27 protein-coding genes and 1 tRNA gene are annotated in these 26,195 nt (G+C 53.8%); 12 read left to right on the top strand and 16 right to left on the bottom strand.

What is annotated here, in order from left to right; translation table 11 throughout:
* Positions 1–189 precede the first annotated feature (189 nt).
* The gene (recN, locus tag Q4A85_RS06465; protein WP_303108799.1) at positions 190–1,851 is read right to left on the bottom strand and encodes a DNA repair protein RecN; all 1,662 of its coding nucleotides are present in this window, start codon (positions 1,849–1,851) and stop codon (positions 190–192) included.
* A 288-nt stretch (positions 1,852–2,139) separates the two neighbouring features.
* Here recN and gluQRS point away from each other — a divergent pair, with 288 nt between their 5' ends.
* Complete coding sequence (gluQRS, locus tag Q4A85_RS06470) at positions 2,140–3,039, top strand: tRNA glutamyl-Q(34) synthetase GluQRS (protein ID WP_303108700.1); 900 nt, start codon at positions 2,140–2,142, stop codon at positions 3,037–3,039.
* Entirely contained in the window at positions 3,027–3,206 is a 180-nt protein-coding gene (locus Q4A85_RS06475) for a hypothetical protein (protein ID WP_303108702.1), read from the top strand. Before gluQRS ends, Q4A85_RS06475 begins: the two co-directional genes overlap by 13 nt.
* Before the next feature lie 113 nt (positions 3,207–3,319).
* On the opposite strand, the gene Q4A85_RS06480 is transcribed toward Q4A85_RS06475, so the two are convergent.
* The 6 genes from Q4A85_RS06480 to Q4A85_RS06505 form a co-directional block, all read right to left on the bottom strand.
* The gene (locus Q4A85_RS06480) at positions 3,320–4,498 is read right to left on the bottom strand and encodes a phosphoglycerate kinase (protein WP_303108704.1); all 1,179 of its coding nucleotides are present in this window, start codon (positions 4,496–4,498) and stop codon (positions 3,320–3,322) included.
* A gap of 36 nt (positions 4,499–4,534) precedes the next feature.
* A complete protein-coding gene (locus Q4A85_RS06485; protein WP_303108705.1) occupies positions 4,535–4,966 on the bottom strand; it encodes a hypothetical protein in 432 nt (143 codons plus the stop codon).
* A gap of 261 nt (positions 4,967–5,227) precedes the next feature.
* Positions 5,228–6,547, bottom strand: a complete 1,320-nt coding sequence (locus tag Q4A85_RS06490) for an FAD-dependent oxidoreductase (protein WP_303108706.1) — start codon at positions 6,545–6,547, stop codon at positions 5,228–5,230.
* A gap of 323 nt (positions 6,548–6,870) precedes the next feature.
* A complete protein-coding gene (locus Q4A85_RS06495) occupies positions 6,871–7,485 on the bottom strand; it encodes a hypothetical protein (protein ID WP_303108708.1) in 615 nt (204 codons plus the stop codon).
* Positions 7,486–8,032: 547 nt separating this feature from the next.
* Positions 8,033–9,721: a glutamine--tRNA ligase/YqeY domain fusion protein gene (locus Q4A85_RS06500; protein WP_303108710.1), complete on the bottom strand. Its 1,689-nt coding sequence runs from the start codon at positions 9,719–9,721 to the stop codon at positions 8,033–8,035.
* Entirely contained in the window at positions 9,693–9,968 is a 276-nt protein-coding gene (locus Q4A85_RS06505) for a hypothetical protein (RefSeq protein ID WP_303108712.1), read from the bottom strand. The genes Q4A85_RS06500 and Q4A85_RS06505 overlap by 29 nt, the downstream gene beginning before the upstream one ends.
* Positions 9,969–9,990: 22 nt before the next feature.
* Here Q4A85_RS06505 and Q4A85_RS06510 point away from each other — a divergent pair, with 22 nt between their 5' ends.
* The 3 genes from Q4A85_RS06510 (at position 9,991) to Q4A85_RS06520 (ending at position 11,954) form a co-directional block, all read left to right on the top strand.
* Entirely contained in the window at positions 9,991–11,139 is a 1,149-nt protein-coding gene (locus Q4A85_RS06510; RefSeq protein ID WP_303108713.1) for a polyamine ABC transporter substrate-binding protein, read from the top strand.
* A 151-nt stretch (positions 11,140–11,290) separates the two neighbouring features.
* The gene (locus Q4A85_RS06515; RefSeq protein WP_303108714.1) at positions 11,291–11,779 is read left to right on the top strand and encodes a GNAT family N-acetyltransferase; all 489 of its coding nucleotides are present in this window, start codon (positions 11,291–11,293) and stop codon (positions 11,777–11,779) included.
* An 81-nt stretch (positions 11,780–11,860) separates the two neighbouring features.
* Positions 11,861–11,954 (top strand) — tRNA-Ser (locus tag Q4A85_RS06520).
* A 112-nt stretch (positions 11,955–12,066) separates the two neighbouring features.
* On the opposite strand, the gene Q4A85_RS06525 is transcribed toward Q4A85_RS06520, so the two are convergent.
* Positions 12,067–12,768 (bottom strand): SIMPL domain-containing protein, encoded by a 702-nt coding sequence (locus tag Q4A85_RS06525; RefSeq protein WP_303108716.1) that lies wholly within the window; start codon positions 12,766–12,768, stop codon positions 12,067–12,069.
* A 173-nt stretch (positions 12,769–12,941) separates the two neighbouring features.
* Between Q4A85_RS06525 and dksA the strand changes: the two genes are divergently transcribed.
* The 3 genes from dksA (at position 12,942) to hpnC (ending at position 14,561) form a co-directional block, all read left to right on the top strand.
* Positions 12,942–13,361: an RNA polymerase-binding protein DksA gene (dksA, locus tag Q4A85_RS06530; protein WP_303108719.1), complete on the top strand. Its 420-nt coding sequence runs from the start codon at positions 12,942–12,944 to the stop codon at positions 13,359–13,361.
* On the top strand, positions 13,351–13,608 hold the full coding sequence (locus Q4A85_RS06535) for a hypothetical protein (RefSeq protein ID WP_303108721.1): 258 nt from the start codon (positions 13,351–13,353) through the stop codon (positions 13,606–13,608). Before dksA ends, Q4A85_RS06535 begins: the two co-directional genes overlap by 11 nt.
* A 134-nt stretch (positions 13,609–13,742) precedes the next feature.
* Positions 13,743–14,561, top strand: coding sequence for a squalene synthase HpnC (hpnC, locus tag Q4A85_RS06540; protein WP_303108723.1), 819 nt, complete (start codon positions 13,743–13,745; stop codon positions 14,559–14,561).
* A 540-nt stretch (positions 14,562–15,101) separates the two neighbouring features.
* Here the strand turns inward: hpnC and Q4A85_RS06545 are convergent.
* Positions 15,102–15,422, bottom strand: coding sequence for a rhodanese-like domain-containing protein (locus Q4A85_RS06545; RefSeq protein ID WP_303108801.1), 321 nt, complete (start codon positions 15,420–15,422; stop codon positions 15,102–15,104).
* A 345-nt stretch (positions 15,423–15,767) separates the two neighbouring features.
* Between Q4A85_RS06545 and Q4A85_RS06550 the strand changes: the two genes are divergently transcribed.
* Positions 15,768–16,076: a hypothetical protein gene (locus Q4A85_RS06550; protein WP_303108725.1), complete on the top strand. Its 309-nt coding sequence runs from the start codon at positions 15,768–15,770 to the stop codon at positions 16,074–16,076.
* A 65-nt stretch (positions 16,077–16,141) separates the two neighbouring features.
* On the opposite strand, the gene Q4A85_RS06555 is transcribed toward Q4A85_RS06550, so the two are convergent.
* From Q4A85_RS06555 to Q4A85_RS06575, 5 genes are all read right to left on the bottom strand, one after another.
* The gene (locus Q4A85_RS06555; protein WP_303108727.1) at positions 16,142–16,405 is read right to left on the bottom strand and encodes a hypothetical protein; all 264 of its coding nucleotides are present in this window, start codon (positions 16,403–16,405) and stop codon (positions 16,142–16,144) included.
* 348 nt (positions 16,406–16,753) lie between these two features.
* A complete protein-coding gene (locus Q4A85_RS06560) occupies positions 16,754–17,713 on the bottom strand; it encodes an SPFH domain-containing protein (protein ID WP_303108729.1) in 960 nt (319 codons plus the stop codon).
* Between the two features lie 119 nt (positions 17,714–17,832).
* The gene (locus tag Q4A85_RS06565; RefSeq protein WP_303108745.1) at positions 17,833–18,264 is read right to left on the bottom strand and encodes an NfeD family protein; all 432 of its coding nucleotides are present in this window, start codon (positions 18,262–18,264) and stop codon (positions 17,833–17,835) included.
* A gap of 69 nt (positions 18,265–18,333) precedes the next feature.
* Positions 18,334–18,747 (bottom strand): OsmC family protein, encoded by a 414-nt coding sequence (locus tag Q4A85_RS06570; RefSeq protein WP_303108747.1) that lies wholly within the window; start codon positions 18,745–18,747, stop codon positions 18,334–18,336.
* 102 nt (positions 18,748–18,849) lie between these two features.
* Entirely contained in the window at positions 18,850–19,152 is a 303-nt protein-coding gene (locus Q4A85_RS06575; protein WP_303108749.1) for a hypothetical protein, read from the bottom strand.
* A 148-nt stretch (positions 19,153–19,300) separates the two neighbouring features.
* On the opposite strand from Q4A85_RS06575, the gene lpdA reads away from it, so the two are divergent.
* From lpdA to Q4A85_RS06590, 3 genes are all read left to right on the top strand, one after another.
* Positions 19,301–20,731: a dihydrolipoyl dehydrogenase gene (gene lpdA, locus Q4A85_RS06580; RefSeq protein ID WP_303108751.1), complete on the top strand. Its 1,431-nt coding sequence runs from the start codon at positions 19,301–19,303 to the stop codon at positions 20,729–20,731.
* A gap of 6 nt (positions 20,732–20,737) precedes the next feature.
* The gene (locus tag Q4A85_RS06585; RefSeq protein ID WP_303108753.1) at positions 20,738–22,078 is read left to right on the top strand and encodes a hypothetical protein; all 1,341 of its coding nucleotides are present in this window, start codon (positions 20,738–20,740) and stop codon (positions 22,076–22,078) included.
* Between the two features lie 134 nt (positions 22,079–22,212).
* A complete protein-coding gene (locus Q4A85_RS06590; RefSeq protein ID WP_303108755.1) occupies positions 22,213–22,596 on the top strand; it encodes a RidA family protein in 384 nt (127 codons plus the stop codon).
* Here the strand turns inward: Q4A85_RS06590 and Q4A85_RS06595 are convergent.
* Together Q4A85_RS06595 and Q4A85_RS06600 are read right to left on the bottom strand one after the other, a co-directional pair.
* Positions 22,546–22,884 (bottom strand): hypothetical protein, encoded by a 339-nt coding sequence (locus Q4A85_RS06595; RefSeq protein ID WP_303108756.1) that lies wholly within the window; start codon positions 22,882–22,884, stop codon positions 22,546–22,548. The genes Q4A85_RS06590 and Q4A85_RS06595 overlap by 51 nt on opposite strands.
* 278 nt (positions 22,885–23,162) lie before the next feature.
* Positions 23,163–26,075: a FimV/HubP family polar landmark protein gene (locus Q4A85_RS06600; protein ID WP_303108757.1), complete on the bottom strand. Its 2,913-nt coding sequence runs from the start codon at positions 26,073–26,075 to the stop codon at positions 23,163–23,165.
* Positions 26,076–26,195: the final 120 nt, after the last annotated feature.

Consider the following 26,195-nt stretch of genomic DNA (forward strand, 5'->3'; position numbering starts at 1 on the left):
CTTGGACGGCACATTCTCGGACATGAAACGGCTTTTGAGGTGTCATCAGGGGATGCGCAAGGAAGGCAAGGTTAGGTTTATTAAGGACTACTTCTCAATAAAACCGTAACGACAGCCTCCATTTTGTTACTTACGCCGGTATTAAAGATGCCTATGAAAATAGTGAATACAGGTTCTAAACATGGGTTCTTATTTCGTGGCATTTGCCAACATCTCCGCTGCGTGTTGCCGCGTGGTGTCGGTGATTTTTTCGCCGCCGAGCATGCGGGCGATTTCGTTGACGCGGGTGGTGTTGTCTAGCACGCTGATTTGGCTGATGGTTTGTTCGCCGTCGCTGTGTTTGGCGACTTGCCAATGGTGTTCGCCGCAGGCGGCGACTTGGGGCAGGTGGGTGATGGCGAGCACTTGGTGTTGTTTGCCCAGCGTGCGCAGGGCGCGTCCTACGGTTTCGGCTACGCCGCCGCCGATGCCGGTGTCCACTTCGTCAAAAATCAGGGTGGGCACTTGGGTGTATTGGCTGGTTACCACTTGGATGGATAGGCTGATGCGGGCGAGTTCGCCACCTGATGCGACTTTGTTGAGCGGGCGCAGCGGTGTGCCTTTGTTGGCGGCGACTTGGTATTGGATGTGTTCTAGCCCGTGGGCGGTGGGGCTGCTCGGTTGCAGTTCTATGTGGAATTTTGCGCCTTGCATGGCGAGTGTTTGCATATGGGCGGTGGTTTCGGCGGCAAGTTGGCTGGCGGCTTGGTGGCGTGCACTGGATAGCTGTTGCGCCACTTGCATATAGTCTGCTTGCGTTTGGGCGACGTTTTTTTGCAGGGCGGCGATGTCGGCGGCGGCTTCTAGCTGTTGCAAGGCAGCCTGAATTTCGGCGAGCTTGTTGGGCAGCTCTTCGGGTTCTATGCGGTATTTGCGGGCGATGCTGATGAGTTCGCCGATGCGTTCTTCTTTGGCGTGCAATTCGTTGGGGTTGATTTCTATGTCGCTGAGCACGTCGCCTAGGTTGTGGCTGATTTCGCTTAATTCGGCTTCTATGCTGTCTAGCATTTCTAGGCTTTCGGCAAAGCGGGGTTCTATATGGGCGAGTTTGCTCAACGTGCGTTGGCTGCGGCTGATTTGGCGGGCGATGCCGTTGTCGCTGTCTATATAGTCTTGCACTTCGCTGGCGGCTTGCAGTAGCTCGGCGGCGTTGGCTAGGCTGTCGTGGCTTTGGTTTAGGCTTTCCCATTCGCCTGCTTCGGGGGCGAGTTGGTCTAGTTCGTTGTATTGCCATTCTAGCCGTTCGCGTTCTATGGCGATGTTTTCGGCTTGGGTTTGGGCTTCACTTAGGGCGCGTTGGGCGGCTTGCCATGCTTGGTAGGCGGCTTGGGTTTGTTCCACCAGTTTCAGGCTGCCTGAAAAGGCATCCAGCAGTTGCCGTTGCGCGGCTTCTTGGTTGAGCGATTGGTGGGCGTTTTGCCCATGGATGTCTATGAGCTGCGAACCGATGTGTTTGAGCTGGGCTAGCGTGGCGGCTTGGTTGTTGATGTAGCTGCGGCTTTTGCCTTTGATGTCTATGGTGCGGCGGATGGCGAGTTCGCTGCTGTCGTCATCCAGCAGGCCTTGTTCGCGCAATTCGGCTTGCAGGGCGGGGTGTTCACTGATGTCAAACAGGGCGGAAAGCTGGGCTTCGTTTGCGCCTGTGCGGATTTGGCTGTAATCGGCTTTGTCGCCGAGCAATAGGGCGATGGCATCCAGCGTGATGGATTTGCCCGCGCCTGTTTCGCCTGTGAGCACGGTGAAGCCGTTTTGGAAGTTTAGGTTGAGTTTTTCTACGATGACGAAGTTTTGCAGGGATAGGGCGAGTAGCATTTTGGGCGTGCCTTTGGGGGAGATGGATAGAATGATGGATTTGCAAACTGGCTTTTCAGGCTGCCTGACTAAAACACGTTTGGGAGTTGGCGGGCGCGATATTACTACACCTAAGGCAGCCTGAAAACGAGTGCAGCGAGTTTCGGCGAAGCCAAAACGCTTTTGCGTTTGGATGAAGCCAAAACGCTTTAATGCGTTTGGATGAAGCCAAAACGAGCGCAGCGCGTTTCGTTGGAACAATCCAAACCCCGTATAATCCGCCCTTTCCCCCTTTTTCAGGCTGCCTTTATGCCCCACTACATCGGACGCTTCGCCCCCAGCCCCACAGGCTTGTTACACATAGGCTCATTGCTCACCGCCGTTGCATCCTATGCCGACGCACGCGCCCACGGCGGGCAATGGCTGCTGCGCATGGAAGACCTAGACCCCCCGCGCGAAATGGCAGGCGCAGCAGACAACATCTTGTTTACACTAGAACAATTCGGCTTTGAATGGGACGGCGCAGTTGCCTACCAAAGCCAACGCCACGCGCTCTACCGCGCCGCATTAGGCAGCCTGAAAAGCGCAGGCTTGGCGTATCCCTGCTATTGCAGCCGCAAAGATTGGCACGCCGCCGCCCAAATGGGCGTGGATGGCTTTGTGTACAACGGCGCGTGTCGCCCCACCCCCGCTTTCAGGCTGCCTAACCATGATAACAAAACCCCCGCATGGCGCATCATCGTACCCGATGAAACCATCGCCTTTACCGATGCCATCGTCGGGCATTACGCGCAAAATCTCGCCCACGACATCGGCGATTTTGTACTGCTGCGCGCCGATGGACATTGGGCGTATCAACTCGCCGTGGTGGTGGACGATGCCGCGCAAGGCATCACCCATATTGTGCGCGGGCAAGACCTGCTGGTTTCCACCCCGCGCCAAATCTACCTGCAACGCTGCCTTAACGCCCCCACGCCGCACTACGCCCATCTGCCCCTGCTGGTGAACGCCCACAGGCAAAAATGGAGCAAACAAACGCTCGCCCCCGCGCTGGATTTAGCCACAAAAGAAACCCTGCTGCGCCAAGTGTGCGCCTATCTCAACATCCCGCCCGCCCCCGCCGTCAACCAACCGCGCGACATACTGGCTTGGGCAGTGGCAAACTGGAACATGGCGCGCGTGCCCAAGCAAGCGATTTGCACCGAGTAATGGGCGGCAGCCTGAAATCCATCAACATCCCCTGCCCCACCACAAAAAGGCAGCCTGAAAACGCTTTGCCACGCTTTTCAGGCTGCCTTTGCCCCCCCAACAACAGCCTGAACCTAAAGGCGTGGGCATGGCGGGCTTTCGTGGGGATGGGGTTGGCTGGGTTTTAGCTTCGCAACTTCGCTGCGCTACGCAAGTTACCTTGGGTCGTTATGCGAACACACAAAGGCAGCCTGAAAACAAAAAAAGGTCATTTCAGGCTGCCCTAACCAGCTAGTTCATATTATTTGGCGAACCGCTCCAACACCGCCACCGCTGGCAATTCCTTGCCTTCCAAAAATTCCAAAAACGCGCCACCGCCTGTGGAGATGTAGCCGATTTGCTCGGTGATGCCAAACTTGGCAATCGCCGCCAGCGTGTCGCCGCCGCCCGCAATGGAGAAGCCCGCGCTTTCGGCAATCGCCCGTGCCACTGCTTCCGTACCGCCCGCAAATTGGGCAAATTCAAACACGCCCACAGGGCCGTTCCACACAATCGTGCCCGCGTTTTTCAAAATATCGGCAAGTTGGGCGGCAGATTGTTTGCCGATGTCCAAAATCATATCGTCTGCTGCCACATCGTCCACCGATTTATGCTCCGCCGCCGCACTTTCGGCAAATTCTTTGGCGGTAACCACGTCCACAGGCAAGGGCACAACGCCGCCTTTGGCTTGCATTTTGGCGATGATTTTTTTCGCTTCGTCCACCAAATCAGGCTCGGCAAGCGATTTGCCAATGGCTTTGCCTTGCGCCAGCAAGAAGGTGTTGGCGATGCCGCCGCCCACAATCAAATGCTCCACTTTATCTGCCAAGCTGTTCAAAATGGTGAGCTTGGTGGACACTTTGCTGCCCGCCACAATCGCCACCAGCGGGCGGGCGGGAGTTTTCAAGGCTTTGCCCAGCGCGTCCAATTCCGCCGTCATCAAAATGCCCGCGCACGACAGCGGCGCAGCGGCGGCAACGGCTTCGGTAGATGCTTGGGCGCGGTGCGCGGTGCCAAAGGCATCGTTCACAAAAATATCGCACAAAGCGGCGTAGGCTTTGCCCAGCTCGGGGTCGTTTTTCTTTTCGCCTTTATTCACGCGCACGTTTTGCAGCAACGCCACTTCGCCCGCTTTCAGGCTGGGTTTGCGCTCGCGCCAATTATTGAGCACGGTGATGTCGCGGTCTAATAATCGCCCCAAATGCGCGGCAACGGGGCCAACATCGTCTTCGGCGTGGAATTCGCCTTCGGTGGGGCGACCCAAATGCGTCATCACAATCACCGCTGCGCCGTTATCCAAGCAATATTGAATGGACGGCAGCGAAGCGCGAATGCGGGTGTCGTCGCTGATTTTGCCGTCTTTAAAGGGCACGTTTAAATCAGCGCGGATTAACACGGTTTTGCCGTTGACGTTTTGGTCGGTGAGTTTGAGAAATGACATGATAAAAGTCCTTTGCAAGGGGTTGGGAAAAGGGTTTCAGGCTGCCTGAATGGGCGGAGTGGGGTGGTAATGGTTGCCGTATTCGCGTTCTATTTCTGTTAATAATTCGTGCACATTCACATCAATATGATGCCGAAAAGGAAATACGCAAAATGGCGTGTTGAATTGAAGCTGATAAAAGTGGGCAAATAATCGGTTAATCGGGTTTAATTTTGCCAGATAGGGAGCATTGTCGCGCAGATACAGGCGCAGAAGCCAATATTTGCCATTATGATGAACATCTATGCCAGCAATATCGCGCCATGCGATAAACCCCACATTGGCAGATGGGTGGCGGTAGCAAATGCCGCGTTCGTTCACAATCAAAATTTCATTTTGCGCGGGACGGCACATCTCGCGGACGATAAACGGCGCACTCATAACGATGAATAACGCTGCCATTATCCAAAACGGTATGGCGTAAAGCATCTCGGTTTACTTCCATGCTTGCACGATAAATATGCCTGCCATCGCTAGGAATGCCAACCCAAGCAAGGGCAGATTGGCGCGATGATAATGGACAACAATCGGCTGGGGTTTGGGCATGGCTTTCTCCTGTTTCAGGCTGCATCAATGCGCGATGGCAAGCCATGCAATGATACCTGAGAACCATGCAAAAGGCAGCCTGAAACGGACTAATACTCGTTTCAGGCTGCCTTGGGGGTGGGCAAACTGTGCCGTTATTTATTTTCAGGCTGCCGCAAATAAATCATTCAGCCCTTCGGCGATGGTGGGATGGGTGAAGATTTGGTTTTTCAGGTATCGGGCGGGGATGCGGTTATCCATCGCCATTTTGAACAGGTTAATCAGCTCCTGCGATTCGGCGCAAAACAGGGTTACGCCTAAAATTTCATCGCTTTCGCTGTCCACAATGGCTTTGAGCAAGCCATCGGTTTGCCCCAAGATTTTGGCTTTGGGAATGGCTTCGGCTTTCAGTTTCAGCACTTTGTAGCTGCACCCCGATTGCGCGGCGGCGGTTTCGGTTAAGCCGATGTGCGAAAGCGGCGGCTCGGTGAAAGTGGTGGTGGGGAAGGTGGCGCGGTCGCTGCGGCGGCGCGTGCCGTTGCCGAGCAGTTGGTCACGCACGATGCGGTAATCGTCCAGCGAAATGTAGGTAAACATGGGGCTGCCCGCCACGTCGCCCATCGCCCAAATATGCGCTTTGCCCAGCACGCGGCATTGTTCATCGGTGGCGATAAAGCCGCGTTCGGTGGTGGCGATGCCTGCGTTTTCCAGCGCGAGCGCGGCGGTGTTGGGATGCCGTCCAATCGCCACCAACACGGCATCGGCGGCAAAGTCGCCTTGGTTGGTTTGCACCAGCACGCTGTCGCCCTGCTCCACAAAGGCGGTGGTTTGAACGCTTGGCAACACGTTGATTTGACGGCTGTTTAACACGCGCAGCATTTCTTCGGCGATGTCGCGGTCTTCGCGCGGCAGGAAAACGGGGCTGTTGTCCAAAATGGTTACTTGGCTGCCAAATTGTTGATACATAAAGGCAAATTCTAGCGAAATATAGCCACCGCCAATAATCACCAGCCGCGCGGGGCGTTGGGCAAGCGACAGTATTTCGCTGCTGTAATACACGCGCGGGCTGTTTGCGCCTGCGATGTTGAGCGGGTTGGACGCTGCGCCTGTGTTGATGAAAATGCGCTCGGCGTGGATGGTTTGCTCGCCTGCTGCGCTGCGCAGTATTACATTGTGCTCGTCTTGAAACTGGGCTTGGGCGTGGATGATTTGCACGTTTGCCATGTTGTCTAGCTTGGCGAAATTGGCGGCGCGTAGCTTGGGAATCAGCGTGTTTTTGGCTTGCATGGCAGCCTGAAAATCGTGGTGCTTCGCGCCTTCTGCCAGCAGTTTTTTGCTGGGGATGCAGCCGATGTTGATGCACGTTCCGCCGTACATTTGCTCGTCTTGTTCTACTAAAACAACGCTTTGCCCGTGTTGGGCTAAATCGGCGGCCAGCGTTTTTCCTGCTTTGCCAAAGCCGATGATTAGGTTTTGTGTGTGCATGGGGGGCTCCAAAAACAAAAAAACAAGATGCGGATAATAGGGACATCTTGTTGGGGAAAATGGTGGAAAAGGCGCGTTTTATGGTGTAAAGGGATGATGGTTTCAGGCTGCCTGAAACCTTTGCAAAATTTAAAATGAAGCAAGAAATAGTAAATTCTCCGTCATTCCCGCGCAGGCGGAAATCTTGATTGAGTTAAAACAACAGATTGTTTTTACGACAATTTTTTAACATTAAACAAGATTCCCGCCTGCGCGGGAATGACGGCATTTCTTACTTTCAGGCTGCTGCTGGGGTTTTGCAAAAGTTTCAGGCTGTCTTAGGGCTAATCCACATCGTAATCGCGCATTTTGCGTTCTAGGTTGTCTAGGCGGCGGTTGGTATGCTCTATTTGGCGTTGCAGTTTGCCAAGCTGTTGTTGGCAGTCGTTAAGCTGCTGGGTGAGTTGGTTGTATTGTTCTTGATTGATTGGGCTGCTCGGGCTATCTGCGGCAGCCTGAAAACCGAAGGTTTCAACGGAGTTAAAACGGAGAAACTGCCCGATGTTTTGCAGGGTTTGCCCGATTTGCTGGGCTTTTTGCGCGAGCGCGTGGGCTTGGTCTTCGCCAAAGATGCGTTGCAAGTCTTGCTGCGGCGTGTAGCGCAGTTGGCTGCAACAGAGCATCAGGTTCATGCCGATGGTGGCATCGCCTTCTATGGCAAGGTCGCTGAAATGGGGCATGGTGCCGCGCAGGATGTTGGGCAGGGCATCGTTGTGTAGGATAAGCGTGCAGCTTGGGGCTTGCTGCGTGGGGTCTAGCGTGCCTTGGGCGTTGATGCGCCCGATGATTTTCAGGCTGCCTGTTTGCAGGGTGATGGCGATGCCGTTGTAGCCTGCGAGTTGGGCGCAGACTTGGGGGTTGTGGGATAGGATGTGGTTGATGAGTGGGATGGAGAGCATTTTGGGGTGGGTGAGGGATGGGATTGGGGCAGCCTGAAAGGGGGGATGGGGTGTTTTAGCTTCGCTGAAACTTGCTTTGCTCGTTTTCAGGCTGCCTTGGGGTAAAGATGAATAGGCAGCCTGAAAAGCTGTAAAACGCTAATCTGGTGGTGTCCTAAAAAGTATGCTGGCTTAATTATTGTTGATAGAAAGCAGTATTGGTTAGAAATTCTGCAATCTGTTCCTTCCCCCGCTGGCGGGGGAAGGCTAGGATGGGGGAGGTAGGTTTGAACAGCCACCCCACCCCACCCTAACCCTCCCCCGCCAGCGGGAGAGGGGACAGCAGTGCAGCATACTTTTTAGGACACCACCCGCTAATCCTATATAGCGGAATAGTGCGTTGTGTGTGAACGTGTTTGCACGCCGTGAAATAGGGCTAAACGGTGCGCGGCAAAGCAACACACCTTTACTCATACCGTTTTTATTTTGGCTTATGGCAAGCAATGGAGCGGCAAAAACGCATTTTCAGGCTGCCTTGATGCGAATATCAATAGGCAGCCTGAAAACCCTATTTCGCCTGCCAAGTATCTTTCAACGTAACCGTGCGGTTAAACACAGGCTTGCCTTGCTGATGGTCAAAGCGGTCGGTAACAAAATAGCCCAAGCGTTCAAACTGCCAGCGGCTTTCGGGTGGCAAATCGGCGGCAATGCTTTCGGCGTAGGCGGTGATTTCTTGCACCGAGTTGGGGTTGAGAAAATCGGTAAGCGGCAAATACTCGCCGTCTTCGCCGCGCACCGCATCGGGGCGTTCCACCGTAAACAAGCGGTCATACAGGCGTACGTTGATTTGCGCCGCGTGCTGGGCGGACACCCAATGAATCACGCCTTTCACCTTGCGCCCTTCGGGGTTTTTGCCCAGCGTGTCGTGGTCAAGGCTGCATTTCAGTTCCACAATCTCGCCGCGCTCGTTTTTCACCACTTCATCGCAGCGCATCACATAGCTGTGGCGCAGCCGCACTTCGCCACCCAGCGTCAAACGCTTCCAGCCTTTGGGCGGCACTTCGGCAAAATCGTCTTGCTCAATGTAAATCGTTGCGCTAATCGGCACATCGCGCTCGCCAAATTCGGGGTTATTCGGGTGGAACGCGGCGGTGCGGCTTTGGGTAACGCCGTCTTGATAATTGGTCAGCGTAACTTTCAGCGGGTTTAGCACTGCCATCAGGCGCGGCGCGGTGTTTTCCAATTCTTCGCGGATTGCGCCCTCCAACACGCTCATGTCCACCACATTTTCCGATTTGGAAATGCCCGCGCGTTTGGCAAACAGGCGCAAGCCCTCGGGCGTGTAGCCACGGCGGCGCATACCCGAAATGGTGGGCATACGCGGGTCGTTCCAGCCGCTCACATAGCCATCGGTAACCAGTTGATTCAGTTTGCGTTTTGATGTGATGGAATACAGCAATTCCAAGCGCGAGAACTCGTATTGATGCGGGCGCGTGGCGTGCGGCGCGGGAATGTTGTCCAACACCCAATCATACAGCGGGCGGTGCGCCTCAAATTCCAGCGTGCACAGCGAGTGGGTGATACCTTCGATGGCATCGGAAATGCAGTGGGTGTAGTCGTACATCGGGTAGATGCACCATTTGTCGCCTGTGTTGTGGTGGTGGGCGCGGCGAATGCGGTAGATGACGGGGTCGCGCATGTTTACGTTGCCCGATGCCATGTCAATTTTCAGGCGCAGGGTTTTGCTGCCGTCTGGGAACGCGCCGTCGCGCATTTTATAAAACAAATCAAGGTTTTCTTCCACGCTGCGCTCGCGGTAGGGGCTGTTTTTGCCCGCTTCGGTAAGCGTGCCGCGATATTCGCGCATTTGCTCAGGCGTTAAATCGTCCACATAGGCTTTGCCGTCTTTGATTAAACCCACGGCGTAGTCAAACAGTTGGTCAAAATAGTTGGACGCGAAACGCGGTTCGCCCGCCCAATGAAAGCCCAGCCATTCAACGTCTTCTTTGATGGAATTGACGTATTCGTCGCTTTCTTTTTCGGGGTTGGTGTCGTCAAAGCGCAGGTTGCATTGCCCGTCATAGATATACGCCAGCCCGAAATTCAGGCAGATGGATTTGGCGTGCCCGATGTGCAGATAGCCGTTGGGCTCGGGCGGAAAGCGGGTTTGAATGGCGGTGTGTTTGCCTGTTTTCAGGTCGTCTTCAATTAGCGTGCGGATAAAGTGGTTATCGGCGAATTGGTCTTTGGTTAGCATGGTTTATCTCTTGGGAAATGGTTTTCAGGCTGCCTTTTGCGACTGGGGCAGCCTGAAAATGGTAATAAAAATAGCAAATAGAATGGGGGCGAATTGTACCCGAAAGCGGTTGCTTTGTGGGCTTGGTTCGCTGCTCTAAAATAATTACCGTTTGCGCGAAAAACCGCTTGCGTTGCTCCTTATTTTTTCGTTTAATCGCACCTGCTTTTTCAAGCCTTTTATTGACCCTAGGCGTGATGGAAATCACGCCCTTTTTATTTGGAATCACCATGAACAAAACCCTGCTTATCAGCACACTCGCCGCCCTATTTTTGGGTGCGTGTAGCGGTTCGGATAACCAAGACCAATCGGCTGCTGTCTCATCCGAATCCGCGCAAAAAAACAACGCTGCCGCCAGCCAACTGAACTTGTATATTTGGTCAGACTACACCGACCCCGACACCATCGCCCAATTTGAAAAAAACAATTCAGTTGCCGTAACCCAAGCGTTTTATGACAGCAACGAAGCATTAGAAGCCAAAGTTTTAACAGGCAAATCAGGCTTTGACCTTGTGGTGCCATCCATCGCCAACGTGGCGCGACAAATCAAAGCAGGCGCATACCAAGAAATAGACAAAAGCCAAATCCCCAACTACAACAACATAGACCCCGAGCTACTCAAACTCATGGCGCTAGTGGACGCAGGCAATAAATACGCCGTGCCCTATTTTTGGGGCATCAACACCCTAGCCATCAACAAAAAACTCGTCGCCAAAGCCCTAGGCACAGACCAACTGCCCGCCAACGAATGGGATTTGGTCTTCAACCCCGAATACACCAAAAAGCTCAAACATTGCGGCATCAGCTTTTTTGACAGCCCCACCGAACAATTCCCCCTTGTGCTCAAATACATCGGCAAAGACCCCAACAGCAACGACAAAGCCGACCTAGAAGCCGCCACCGCCGCCATGCGCAAAGTGCGGGGCGACGTGCGATTATTCAGCTCATCCAGCTACATCAACAACCTAGCACAAGGCAATTTATGCGTTGCCATTGGCTACGGCGGCGATTTAAACATCGCCAAACGCCGCGCCGCCGAAATCGGCAACAACGACATTCAAGTGCTCACCCCCAAAACAGGCGTAGGCATTTGGGTGGATTCGTTTATGATTCCCAAAGATGCCAAAAACATCGCCAACGCGCATAAATACATCAACTACACGCTGGAAGCCAAAGTCGCCGCCCAAAACGGCAATTTTGTAACCTACGCCCCTGCCAGCCAAGGCGCGCGCGACCTGATGGACAAAACGCTCGCCGACAACCCATCCATTTTCCCCAGCGCAGAAACCCGAGCCAACAGCTTTATTGTGCTGCCCAAAACCCCCGAAACCATCAAACTGCAAACCCATCTTTGGCTCAACCTAAAAACCAAACGCTAAACCGCCCAGCAGGCGTCTTGCGCATAGATGCCTGTTTTGTGTATTGATTAGGCAGCCTGAAAACAAAATCCAAGCGATTTAATGATATAGTTACCCGCATCATCCGTAACAAAACCCATTTTCAGGCTGCCCTATTCCACCCAACACCACCATGAACCCACTCATCGCCCACCTGCGCCCCGCCAAACACGAAGACTGCAACGCCATCTACGAGCTGCACCGCCTATCCGTGCGCCACACCTGCATCAAAAGCTACAACCAAGAAATCCTAGACGCATGGCTCAGCCAGCTCAACCCCAATGGATACGCCGCCGCGCTGGATAACCCCCACAAAACCATGTGGGTAATTGAATACAAAAACCGCCTTAGCGGTTTCTTTTTGCTGGACACCCAAGAAGCCCTGCTAGACGCGCTCTATGTCCACCCCTTCTTGCAAAACAACGGCTTAGGCACAGCCATGCTCCAACGCGCCGAAAAACTCAGCATCGCCGCCAATTTAAGCGTGCTCAAACTCTACGCTTCCATGAACTCCGTCAATTTCTACGCGCTCAACGGCTACGAAGCCCTTGGCGAAGCCATTATGCCGTTCAACCAAAGCGTCGCCACCCGCTGTATGCTGATGCGAAAATTTCTACAATAAAAACAAACCAATCCCCCAAACCATCTTTACCAAGATTGACAAAACACCACCGCATCTATATCATCGCCATCTTTCCTTTTCGGAGTAATGGCTGAGAGGCTGAAGGCACACCCCTGCTAAGGGTGCATGTGGGCTTAAACCTGCATCGAGGGTTCGAATCCCTCTTACTCCGCCACTTATAAAACGACGCTTGTTGATTCAGCGTCGTTTTTGTTTTGCCTGCTGCAAATATATTTTCAGGCTGCCTTATCAAAGCAAGGCAGCCTGAAAATAGTGGATACTGGTTCTTACTGCATCTGCACCGAACCATGCGCCGTTTGTCGCACCGTCCGCACGCCCGCATTCATATCCATTGGCACAGCCTCCATCGCTTTGGCACTACGCGCAAAACTTGCCGCCATCGGCATCACCTCCGCGCCATTGTCCCCGTTTTCAAACGACTGATTCAATTCCACGCGCACAATTTTGTAGCCCGAAAAACCCAGCGTTTTGCTCACATTCAACGCCTGCGCACGAAACGAACGCAACGCCTGCTCGCTTGCCTCGTCCACCGCCGCTGCATATTTTTTCGGCGACACGCTAAACGACACATCGCCCAACATCGCATCCTGCTGACTATCCGCCACCAGCTTGCTCAACGCCGCAAAATCAGTGCTTTTTACAAAAATCTCCGCCGAATCCGTCCAGCCCTTAATCCCCGTGCGCTTCGCATCGTATTCGGGATAAACGCTGCGGCTGCCTGATTCCACTTCAAACGCCCGATTGCCCTTTGCCCGCGCCAATACCGCATTCACCCGCTTGGTAACCTTATTGCTCACCGTCTCGCGCGCAGCCCCCGATTCCACCACCCGCAGCGTAACCGACATCGTATCGTTGGGCACGCGCACGCTCGCACTTTCCGAAAACGCCACCACGTTGTAATGCAAATCCTCCGCCATCGCAGGTGCAGCCCAAGCCAAAATTACCAACAAGACACATCGTTTAAACATCATAAATGCTCCGAAAAAACACAAAAAAGCCGTTTAGGCAGCCTGAAAACACATAAGTCGCAAAAAAACACATTATACAAGGCAAAACCATCAAAAACCAAACCGCCATGCAGAAAACATGATATTATCCGCCGCTTCAAAATTCACCGCTTTACGAATATAAGGTTAAAAATATGGCAAAGCTCACCGAAAAAGACATCATCGCATGGGACGGCCCAGAAGATGATTACATGAACGCGCAGCATCTAGAATTTTTCCGCAATCTGCTCACCAAGCAACAAGACGAAATCATCAACAAAGCCGATGCCACCACCGACCGTATGCAACACGACACCGCATCCGCTGCCGACCCTGCCGACCGCGCCAGCCAAGAAGAAGAATACGCACTGGAACTGCGCGCCCGCGACCGCGAACGCAAACTGCTTGCCAAAATCCAAGCTGCCATCCGCGCCATTGACGAAGGCGAATACGGCTTCTGCCACGACACAGGCGAACCCATCGGCTTAAAACGCCTGCTCGCCCGCCCCACCGCCACGCTATCCGTAGAAGCGCAAGAACGCCGCGAACGCTTGAAAAAACAATTTGCCGATTAAATCCCTGCCCGATAACACGCTTATCGGGTTTTGTGTTTCAGGCTGCCCAAGCCTATTTAGGCAGCCTGAAACCATTGCAAAACCCAAAACACAACAAGAAATAGTCAATTCTCCGTCATTCCCGCGCAGGCAGGAATCTTGGTTAAATTTGCGCAATAAATTGTTTTTAAGGAAATTTTTGAATATTAAACAAGATTCCCGCCTGCGCGGGAATGACGGCATTTCTTGTGTTTCAGGCTGCTGTTAGGGATTTTGCAAAGGTTTCAAACTCTTTTAAATACGCCATTTAACAACAAGCCGTTGCTGTCTCATTTTAGATTTCAGGCTGCCTTTGTACGTTTTGCAAAGGCAGCCTGAAAACCCCCAACACGAAACCCAACCATGACCATACCCAACCACTACGAAAACTTCCCCGTCGGCTCCATCCTGCTGCCGAGCCGCCTGCGCCGCCCCATCCACGCCGTTTACGCCTTTGCCCGCACCGTCGATGACATCGCCGATGAAGGCACCGCCCCCCCTGCCGAACGCCAAGCCCAACTTGCCGCGCTCAAAGCCGAGCTAGACCGCATCGCCGACAACCAAGCCGCGCAAACCCCGCTGATGCATCGGCTGCACCGCGAAGCCATCGCCCCATTCGCCCTGCCGCTCAAACCCTTCTACGACCTGCTCTCCGCCTTTCAGCAAGACACCGAAAAAACGCGCTATCAAAACTTCGCCGAGCTGATTGACTACGCCCGCCGTTCCGCCAACCCCATCGGGCGCATCATGCTCCATCTCAACGGCACAACCGACCCCTATCACATCGCCCAAAGCGACGGCATTTGCACCGCTTTGCAACTCATCAACTTTTGGCAAGACATCGCCCTAGATTGGCAAAAAAACCGCGTTTACCTGCCGCAAGACGACCTAGCCAAATTCCAAGTGCGCGAAGAAGACATCGCACAAGGCAAAATCACCCCGCCATTGCGCCAACTCATCGCCCACCAATGCGACAAAACGCAAAAAATCCTGCACGCAGGCGCCCCGCTGGGCAAAGCACTCACAGGGCGCATCGGCTTTGAAATCCGCATGATTATTCTTGGCGGCAATCGCATTTTGGAAAAAATCGCTGCCAATCAATACGATGTATTCCAACATCGTCCCACGCTGGATTGGAAAGACTGGCTGCATATCGTGAAACGCGCGTGGCAGAAGAAATAGGCAGCCTGAAACCTAAAATGAAGCGGCGACGGCTCGTCGCCAAATGGTTATTCAACATGATTTTGTTGGTTAGCAAGATGTCGTCGAGCCGCTGACACTCCATCAGTTGCAGGTTTTGCAAAAATTTCAGTTTGAACTTTGCCTATTTTCAGGCTGCCTATGTTGGATAAATACACAAAACAAACATCCACGAATGTTGATATACGCCTACACAACACCAACCGCCACAACAAAAAGCATAAAATGCTGTATATCAAAAAAAATTAAGCAGAATTCAGCACAATTTGCGCCATTATTGATTTGACAGCCGTGAAATAAAAATACATAATACGCCCCATTCAGTCGCACATTGCGGTTGGATATTTCTCCTCTATTTTCTCCTTTGTAGATTTCGCGCTCGTTGCAAAACGAGCGTATTTTTTTGCCTACATCAAGCCAACAAGGCAGCCTGAAAACAGTTTACACGCTTTCGCGCAACAAAACCGTTTTCAGGCTGCCTTGGGTTTGGGTCGCAAGTTTAGATTGCCACACCCTGCCTCATCAATACCTTGCCATATCAGGCGCAATCTGCTGCGCCCATGCTTCTATGCCGCCCGCCAAGTTATACAGCTCCTCAAAGCCCGCGTGTTGCAAAAAACGGGCAACGTTCAGGCTGCGCAAGCCGTGGTGGCAATACACAATAATCGCCACGCCATCGGACAATTCGTTCTGGCGCAGGGGAATCAGGTTCATCGGGATGTGCGTGCTACCTGCGATTTGGCAGATTTGCGTTTCGTGTTCTTCGCGCACATCCAGCAACAGCGTGTCGGGGCGTTGTTGCAAAAGGGTTTGGGCTTGTTGCGGGGTGAGTTGGGTAATCATAGGCAGCCTGAAAACGTAAAAGGGGGCGAGTGTAACGCAAAAGAAGCGTAAAATCTGCATCTTTTGAAAGGCAACGGCGGCAAGGGGCGCGGGCTGATGCCGCAGCATCTTTTGCGCGAACCCTATTGCGCCGTAAACACGTTTTCAGGCTGCCTAATTCATGCAAGGCGCAGGCAGCCTGAAAAAGGCAAACCAATAGAAAGGACAAAATCATGCAGCCCATTCCGCAAAATATGGCGCAGTTTTTCAGCGAAAATCATGTGGTAAGCATTGCCACTTCGTCGCAACAGGGCTTGTGGAGCGCGTGTTGTTTTTATGTATTTGACGCAGAGAACGCGCAGCTGATTGTGTTTCACTTCGCGCACCACGCAACACGGCGCGAACATGGCAGCGCAGCCGAACGTGGCGGGCACGATTGCGGGGCAGCCGCACAGCATCGCCAAAATCAGCGGCATTCAGTTTACCGCGCAAGCGGTGTTACTTGCCGATGATGCGGCGGGCGAACGCGCCAAATCGTTGTTTTACAAGGTGCATCCTTCTGCGCTTGCGATGAAAAGCGATGCGTGGGCATTGCGCTTGGCAACGGTTGAATTTACCGATAACAAGCTGGTCTTTGCCAAGAAAACGTTGTGGCAGCGCGATGGGGAAGCCTGAAAACGTGTGCCACCATCAACAAAAACAGCCAAAGCGCATTGCCTTGGCTGTTTTTTATAGAGAGATTAGTGCGCCGCTGGGGCTTGCGGTGCGGTTTTTTCTACTGCGGGCGTGGCTTGTTGCGGCGCGGGGGCTACGGCGGCGGGCGCAGTTTCCATGGTTTGTGGCGCGTCTTTGGCTACGGATTTACCTTTCGCAGCCTTGCCTTGCGCTTTTTCTACTGCGGCGTGCGCGCCTTTGTGTGCGGCTTTGCCTGCGTGCTTAGCAACAGGCGAGGCAACGGCGGCAAAAGAAGTGGTAATGGCTAAGAGTGCGAGAACTTTTTTCATAAGTACATCCTTAATATGAGTTTTCAAAAACACTTGACCTTGATGAGAATTACTCCCAATCAAGGTCAAGTGCGGGCAGTCTAACAAGGCAAAATGGTGCTGTCAGCCTACTTTAAACAATTAAACGTTTCTTTGCGGGAATTGATGACTGTAAAGATGACCGTGGCACGTGCGGTTGGTTTGCAAGATAACGCATTGAAATATCAGCCATAAAAGGCAGCCTGAAATGTTAGGCGGAATGCATGGCGCGGTTATCGTATATATTTAAGGTGTAAACCGCCTTGTTTTGCCCGCTAAAAAAGGGCGGAACACTCCATCCTTTTGCGTTTTCAGGCTGCCTATTGGGGCTTATTTGGCCGGCGATTGCCCTTTTACAATGCTCAACCCTGCCGAAATCAAGCCGCCCAAGTCTGCCACGTTGGCGGGCATAATCACGGTGTTGCTTTCTTTGGCGAGCTTGGCAAACGCTTCTACATATTGCTCCGCCACTTTCAGCTTCACGGCTTCGTCGCCCCCCGGTTCTTGGATGGCGGCGGCAACGGTGCGGATGGCATCCGCGCTGGCTTGGGCAACAAGGCGCAAGGCTTGGGCTTCACCCTCGGCGCGGTTAATCTGTGCCACTTTTTCGCCTTCGGAAGCGTTCATCGCGGCTTGCGCTTCGCCCTCGGATTTTTTGATTTCAGCTTCGCGCTCGCCCGTTGCTAAGTTGATTTGCTCAATTTTTAAGCCTTCGGATTGGGCGATGCGGGCGCGTTTTTCGCGCTCGGCGGTGATTTGCGCTTGCATGGAGCGCAGGATTTCTTGCGGCGGCACTAAATCTTTGATTTCGTAGCGCAAGACTTTCACGCCCCACGATACGGCGGCTTCGTCTAGCGCGGCAACCACGGTGCGGTTGATGTCGTCGCGCTCTTCAAAGGTTTTGTCCAATTCCATGCGCCCAATCACGGAGCGCAGCGTGGTTTGGGCAAGCTGGGTGATGGCGAGAATGTAGTTGCTTGAACCGTAAGACGCGCGTTCGGGGTCGGTTACTTGGAAATACAAAATGCCGTCCACCGTGAGCTGGGTGTTGTCGCGCGTGATGCAGACTTGGCTGGGCACGTCCAGCGGAATCTCTTTGAGCGAATGGCGGTAGGCAACGCGGTCAAGAAAGGGCACAAGAATGCTTAACCCAGGGGCGAGCGTGGCGTGGTATTTACCCAGCCGTTCAACGATTTGCGCTTCTTGCTGCGGCACAACTTTAAACGCTTTGAAGCCGATGATAATCAGGGCAACAAGGATAATAATGGGGAGCGAGAGTGTGGTAAGCATCAATCAGATTTCCTTTCTTGGGTTGGGTTGGGGGATTGGGGGCGGTTTACATGATTTTCAGGCTACCTTTAAGCCCTGTTTCAATGCCCATAGGCAGCCTGAAAATATATTTACGCTGATTACGCCAAAGGTTCAATCAACAACGTAATCCCATCTTTGCCGCAGATGCGGGCGTTGTCGCCCATTTGAAAATGCGCGTGCGGACGGGCGGCGCGGGCTTCCCATGTGGTGCCGCGATAAAACACGCGCCATGCGCCGCCTGATAGCGGCTGCTCAATTTGCACCACGCTGCCGATGTCCAAATCGTTGTGTTGCTGCAAGGCTTTGTTTTTCGGCGATTTGCCGCGCAAACGGTAAACGTATAGCGTGCCCACCGCCGATAAAAATGCCGCCACCAGCATACTCGCCACCGCGCTGGCGTTGAACAGCCACGCGGTTAGCCACGCGCCTGCCAATGCGGCGGATAACACCAGCAAATACACCGTGCCGCTAAACAGCTCCAACATAAAAACAGCCACGGCGGCAATCAGCCAATAAGTCCAAAGAGCCATGATTTTTTCCTTTTTTGATGGGGTTACGATAAGCATCCCTGCGTTTCAGGCTGCCTTAACGCGTTGGCATTAGGCTTCCACCACTTCCACGCTGTGCGTAATCGGCGCGATTTTGCTCATCATCACACACGCCGAGCAATCGTGCGCCAACGAATCGGCGATGATTTTACCCACTTGCACCGCGTCCAAACCGCGCCCGATGACCTTGTAATGCACATGAATTTGCGTGAACACCTTGGGCGCAGTTGCTGCGCGTTCCGCTTCCACGCTCACAATGCAATCCACAAAGCCCGCCTGCGTGCGCAACGCGCTGGCTACATCCACGCTGGTGCAGCCCGACATCCCCATCAGCATCACTTCCAACGGGCTTGCCCCGCGCTTCCAGCCTTCTGCCGCAGGCGTGCCATCCATCACAATGCTGTTGCCGTATTCGTTGGCGGATACAAAAGTTTTATTGCTTAACCATTGGGTGGTAATTTTCATGATTTCTCCTTTTAAACAAGATGATAAGTGTGAACCATGCGCCGCATAGGCAGCCTGAAACGGCAGATGGCTGATAGCGGGCTATCGTGGCTGCGCGCGTTTTCAGGCTGCCTTATCCGCCGCGTTCAGCAATATCGCAAACAGCACAAAGGGGAATACAGGCCCCGCCAAAAACACCAGCAGCCACAGCATCAAATTATCTGCCAGATTGCGCAGCAGCTTAAAGTAGCCCCACGCATAAAGCCCTGTAATCACTCCGCCAATAATCATCCCCAGCAGCGATGCGCCACCGCTCAACAAAAACATAATCACGCCATAAGCCAACGCCCATTGCCATGTGCGCGAAGTTTCCTGAAATGTGTCTTGCAGCTTACCGAAAATTAACAGAATCAACGCGCCAAACATTTCGTTCTCCTTACAGCTTGACGGCTAAAGCAGCCAAGTGTAATTTAACACAATTTCACATAGTTAGGCAGCCTGAAAGCCTAACTTTACAGGATTTTTCAGGCTGGCCAACCACACGACAAACCATTGTTCCCATAGGAGAAAAACCATGTCTCAATCATTTGACGTTGCTGTTATCGGCGCAGGGCCGGGGGGCTACATTGCCGCCATTCGCGCCGCGCAACTGGGCTTCAAAACCGTGTGCATTGACGCGGGCAAAAATAAAGCGGGCGATGCCCCCGCGCTGGGCGGCACTTGCCTGAACGTGGGCTGCATTCCATCCAAAGCCTTGCTGCAATCGTCCGAGCATTTTCACGCCGCGCAACACGATTTTGCCGAACACGGTATTTCGTTTTCAGGCAGCCTGAAAATAGATGCCGCCAAAATGATTGAACGCAAAGATGCCATTGTGAACAAGCTCACAGGCGGGATTAAATTTTTGTTCCAAAAAAACAAAATTGAAAGCGTTTTCGGGCGCGCTTCGTTTGCGGGCAAACAAGGCGATGACTGGCTGCTGAATGTAGACAACGGCGCGCAAATCGCCGCCAAGCACGTTATCATCGCCACAGGCTCTGCACCGCGCGGATTGCCCAATTTAGCAAAAATCAGCAATGTGAACGTGTTGGACAACGAAGGCGCGTTGAACTTGACCGCAGTGCCCAAAAAATTGGGCGTGATTGGCGCGGGCGTGATTGGTTTGGAGCTGGGCTCGGTGTGGAAACGCTTGGGCGCGGACGTGCATATTTTGGAAGCCGCGCCCGCTTTCTTGCCCGCTGCCGACCAGCAAATCGCCAAAGAAGCGTTTAAATATTTCACCAAAGAGCAAGGGCTGGCGATTGATTTGGGCATGAAGCTCCATCAAATCACCGAATACAAAGACGGCGTTTCGGTGGCATACGAAGTGGTGGGCAAGCAACACACCGCGCAGTTTGACAAGCTGATTGTTGCCATCGGGCGCGTGCCTGTTACGCAAGGCTTGGGCGCGGAAAACGTGGGCTTGGCGATAGACGAGCGCGGTTTTATTGCGGTGGACGATGAATGTCGCACCAATTTGCCGAATGTGTGGGCGATTGGCGACGTGGTGCGCGGCCCGATGTTGGCGCACAAAGCCAGCGAAGAAGGCGTGGCAGTTGCCGAGCGCATCGCAGGGCAAAAACCGCACGTGGATTTGGGCAACGTGCCCTTTATCATCTACACCGACCCCGAAATCGCGTGGGTGGGCACAACCGAAGAGCAGTTGCAAGCCGCAGGCATCGCCTACAAAAAAGGCACATCGGGCTTTGGCGCAAACGGACGCGCCTTGGGCTTGGGCAAAGCCAAAGGCACGATAAAAGTGTTGGCAGACGCGCAAACCGACCGCATTTTGGGCGTGCACATGATTGGTGCGATGACCAGCGAACTCATCGCCGAAGCCGTTGCCGCGCTGGAATTTAAAGCCAGCAGCGAAGACATCGCGCGGATTATCCACGCGCACCCCACGTTATCGGAAGTGTTGCACGAAGCGGCATTGGCGGCGGATAAGCGAGCGTTGCATGGTTAGTATTATGTGAACAAAGGCAATATAGGCAGCCTGAAAACGGGAGAAACCGTTTTTCAGGCTGCCCTACCCCACCCAACACCCATCATGTCCCGCCCCATCTATCTGAACACGCCGCCCATCATCCCCATCTTCGCCAGCCTTGCCGCCGTTTGGCTGCTTATCGCCATCAACAGCATCGCCCAGCTATTTGCCGCGCCACCTTGGTTCGCATGGCTGCCCCGCGTCGCCCTGCTGATTGCCTGCCCTGCCGCCGCATGGCTCGCCAACCGCCAATACTTCGCCCAGCAAACCACATGGCGTTACCAGTCGCACAGCCAAATTTTTGAATACTGCCAATGGCAGCGCACCCGCTGGCAAGTGCAGCACACCCTTGCCAAACACCACATCGCAGGCATCGCCGCCGAGCAAATCTATCAAAACGGCATCCCGCTCACCGCCCGCATCTGGCTGGAAACCACCATCCCTAGCCCCCATCCCAGCCTTTACACCCTTGCCACCTTCCGCCCCGACCGCGAAACAGGCTTCCAAGCCATGCAGCAAGCACAGCAGCGCATCGCCCAGCAAACCCATCTCCCCATCATCCCCTGCGTGCTGCGCCAAGCCGATTTGAGCGAGCAGCCCACCGCCCCAGAGCAGTTTCAGGCCGCCCCAGCCCCCAGCAATCCGCCGCGGGTGTTTATCCTGCACCTAATTTGGGCGGGCATCGTTATCGCCGCCGCCATCGCCGCCTTGCACTACGCGCCCCAGTTTGCCAACGAAAAATGGCTTCGCCCACCCGTATGGGCAGTCGCAGGCATTCTTGGGCTGTATGCCTTTTCAGGCTGCCTACAAAGCTACACGCGATGGCGCAACCCCCGCACACAAAACCAGCAACCCGTCACAACCGCCCGCAGCATTCCCCCGCGCGACCCCACCGCCGCCCGCCGCTCCATGCAAACCACAGGCTTCTCGCGCACGCTCTGGTTCGCCGCCACCATCATCAGCGCGCTATTCGTCCTAGCGTTCAACCTAAACGACCTGCCCGCCGCGTTGATAACACTCTTTGCCGCCAGCCTTATCCTGTGGAGCACTTGGCAAACCGCCCAAGACACACGCCATTTCCGCTACCTTGCCGACCGCGACACCTTCGAATGGCGCACGCTAGACCCCTACCTGCGCTGGCACACCGAAGCCACCGCCCCCGCGCAAGACTTCATCGGCATCCTGCAAGAACACAACCAAGTCTGGCTGAGTGGCGCAGCAGGCAAGCCCAACCAGTTTGTCGCCAACGAAAACACTGCCTACACCGCCCAGCGCATCGCCCAAGCCACAGGGCTGCCCGTCATCACACGGAAAAAGGCAGCCTGAAACTATGTTTACCTTTACCCGCTTGCTTTATCGTTCGCTATGCGTTTTCGGCTTTTCAGGCTGCCTATGGATAACCGTGCCCGCTACCAATGCAGCCTGAAAACCATTCCCCACCCCTAACCAAGGACTTTATCATGACCAAAACCGTTATCCACACCAACCAAGCCCCCGCCGCCATCGGCGCATACAGCCAAGCCATCCGCGCAGGCAACACCGTCTATTTAAGCGGACAAATCCCCCTTGTCCCCGAAACCATGCAGCTTGCAGGCGACGACTTTGAAGCCCAAGCCCACCAAGTCTTCAAAAACCTACGCGCCGTGTGCGAAGCCGCAGGCGGCAGCCTGAACCACATCGTCAAGCTCAACGCCTACCTGACCGATTTATCCCACTTCGCCACCTTCAACACCGTGATGGAACAATATTTCGCCGCGCCCTACCCCGCCCGCGCCGCCGTCGGCGTAGCATCCTTACCGCGCGGCGCATTGGTGGAAGCCGAAGCCGTTTTGATTTTGCCCTAATGCAATGCCCACCGACCCATGCAAACAGGCGGATTTACATTCCGCCTTTTCTGCGCACAAGGCTAACGCAGGGCTTAATCTTGTTTTCAGGCTGCCTAATATTCCCCCACCTGAGTTTAGGCAGCCTGAAAACCAAAATGGAACGGCAACGGCTCGTCGCCCAATCACCCATCCAATAGGCAGCCTGAAAACGAATGCAGCCTGAAACGGCATCCAACCATTTCTAAAAACCAAAACACGGCTTGCCAGCAAGCCGTAGCAGCGCGGGGACAGTTTCAGGCTGCTCAACAACTATCCCGCCCGCGTTTAGGCAGCCTGAAACCTTTGCAAAACCTGTAACCAATGGAGCGTCGGTGGCTCACCAACATCTTGGCAAATCAGTCATGTAATGTTTGAAGTGTTGGCGGCGAGCCGCCGCTCCATTTTAGGTTTCAGGCTGCCATTGGAGTTTTGCAAAGGCTTCTGCCTGAAACCGCATCAACCGTTTTCAGGCTGCCCTATCCACTCGCCACAAAAAAACACCGCTATGCCTGTAAACATAACGGTGTTTTTCATCTCAACAGCAATTAGCCACCCAATTCATCCAGCAATTGCTGCGCTTGCGCTTGAATATCGCCATTGGATTCCGTAACCAGCTCACGCAAGGTTTCGCGCGCCGCCACGGCATCATCAATTTCCAAATACATTTTTGCCAATTCCAGTTTCGCTTCCAAAGGCTCGGTTAAGCCCACCGCTTCGGAAACAAAGCCCGCATCGTTATTGGGCGTTTCAGACAATTCTGCCATATCCCAAGAAGACAAATCGTCCACCGCTTGCTCGGGCGCAGGCGCGGCAGGCTCGTCAAACGCCAAATCATCAAACGATGGCGCAGATGCAGGTTGGTCAAACAAGGCATCATCGGCAAAACCAACCGCAGGCTCTGCCACAGGCGCAGCAGGCTCATCAAACGACAAATCGTCCAATGATGGCGCAGCTACGGCAGGCTCCTCCAGCGACAAATCAGCAAATGGCTGCTCAACAGGTTCAAATGTTGGCGTTTGCGCTGCAAAATCAGCCGCAGGCGTATTAAACGCATCGTCCAAACCAAAATCAACCGCAGCAGGCTCTGCCACAGGCTCATCCGCCAGCGCGAAATCCAAACCATCATCCAATGCCATCTCTGCCGCAGGCGCAGCGGGCGTTTCAACCGCAAAGTCGTCTAAGGCAAAATCCATAGCATTATCAACCGCTGGCGTTTCGGCAACAGGTGCATCCAAAGCGGGCGCATCCACGCTGAAATCATCCAATGCCACTTCGGGCGCGGTAAATTCCCTCGCAGGCTCAGCAATCGCAGGCGCATCCAAATCAGCCGCAAATTCAGGCACTTCGGGCGCATCCAGCGTAGGCGCAACTTCCGCAACCGCAGGCACATCCAAATCAAAATCAGACGATGCCGCAGGCGTATCCAGCGAGAAATCATCCAACGCAACATCGGGCGTTGCCACATGAGAAGCAGCAGCGGCAACGGCGGCGGTGGCTGCGGCAGGCGCAACAATATCGCTGGCATCAAAATCTAAGAAATCATCGCTGGATGCGGTTGCTGCGGAGGCAGGCGTGTCCACAATATCGGGCAACGCATTGTTAAACGCTTCCAAATCAAACGATGCTTCTTCGGCAGGCGCGGGAATGATGTCATCTGATGAATCGTCAAACGACAAGAAATCGTCATCCGCGCTGACTGCCGTTTCAGGCTGCCCAATGGGCGTGTCATCAATAATGAAATCATCGGCAGCAAACGAACTATGGCTGCTGGGCGATACCGCAGGCGTTTCGTCTGCTGGCTCAATAGAAACGATGTCGTCCACTTGCCAATCGTTCGCGTCAAACGATGTAGCATTTTCTGCTACCAGCAAGGGATTGGCGTGGGGCGTTTCAGTTTCTGCTTCATCGGATACCGCCCATTCGTCCGAAGTATCATCAAATGGCTCGGGTTCAAAGCTGTCCAAATCAAATGATTGGCTGGAAGCGGCAGGCGCAGCAACGGTGTCATCAGGCGGCAAGTCAAAGAAATCATCACCGACTTCATCGGCTTTTTCCACGTTGGCATCCAGCATCCAATCGTCGGTCTCTGGGCTGGCTGTGCCATCAAATTGAATATCGCTGCCGTCAAATTCATCATCGCTGGCTGCTGCGCTGTCGTCATCAAACGAATCAGCACGCGATTTTTTGCGGCGACCCAACAAGTAAGCCGCGCCCAAGCCTACTACGGCTGCGCCAGCCACGCCGCCGCCAATCAACGTCCAATCCAAGCCTTCTTCCGCAGCAGGCTCTTCTGCTGGCGGTGTGGGTTGTGGCTCGGGTTGTTGCGGTTCGGGTTTTTCTTCCGCAGCAGGCGGTGTTGCAACCGATGCGGTTTCAACCGAAGCTGCTTGGCTGTCAGAAGCCACAGCAGGTTTTTCAGGCTGCATATCTTCCACAGGCGATGCTTCGGGTTTAGCTGGTTTATTTTCTTCAAGCGCAGGTTTAGACGCTTCTGGTTTCGCAGGCTCTACTGGTTTGGCTGGTTCTTCTTTGACAGGTTTTTCTGCTATGGGTTTTTCTACCGCAGGTTTTTCCGCAGCAGGCTTGTCTTCTGCTTGGGGTTTAACGGGTTCAACAAGTTTAACAGACTTACCTTTTACAGGCGGCGGTGTAACCACTTTGCTTGGTGTGGTTTCAACTGCATCAGGTGCTGTATTTTCGGTTACGGCGGGGGCAACAATGGCTGCGCCGCGCGAAATGCGTGGCGATTGATGTTTGCGCTGCGCTGATTTGGCGTAGGCATGGAATTGCGATGCGGTGGGGATATACAGCGTTACATTGCGATACATTCTGCCATTGCGGAATGCGCGTGGGTTGGCTGCCATCAAGGCACGCATGGCGCGTTGTACGCTCATGCCATGCGGGCGATAACGCGCGGCGATGGAAGCCAAACTTTCGCCTGAATGCACACGATGGTAGCGCGGGCTAGCGGCGTGTGTTCTTTCTGCGCGTGGTGCAACTTCGGCTGTTTCTTGTTGAATTTCAATATCATCGCTTTCAATAACGCGACGTTGTTGCTGTGGTTTCAGTTCAACCGCTTTGCGCGTGCCGCGATTAGAATGCGCCTGTGAAAGATTAGGGCGATAGTGCGAAGGATTTATCATGGCGGTATATTGGCGAGTTTGATTGCCCGCGCGAACAGTGAAAGTCAAAATGGGGTCGTTTACGGCAGAATTGGAACGGAGACGAATAATAGCATTGCCATCGCCATGCGGGGCAACAGAGCCGCTGATGCCGCTACCTGACACGCTTGCGCCGTTTTGCAATACCGCTTGGGCTTCTTGCCCTGTTACCACGATGCTGCCTGAAAAAGGTTCGCCCAGATTGGATTGCACGTTCACGCCGCCCATGCCCGCTACTGCGCTAAATGATGTGATTAGCGACAGCGATGCGGCAATCATTTTTGTATTCGTTTTCAAAATTCATCTCCCTATCCGTGCGAACGCCCGCAAACGGACTGATACAAAGCGTAGAACCTGTATTCACTATTGGCATAGGCATCTTTTATGCCCTAAAAACGCGGCTACTGCGTTAAAAAT

It is taken from the genome of Kingella sp. (in: b-proteobacteria) (assembly GCF_030527935.1).
Classification (GTDB): domain Bacteria; phylum Pseudomonadota; class Gammaproteobacteria; order Burkholderiales; family Neisseriaceae; genus Kingella_B.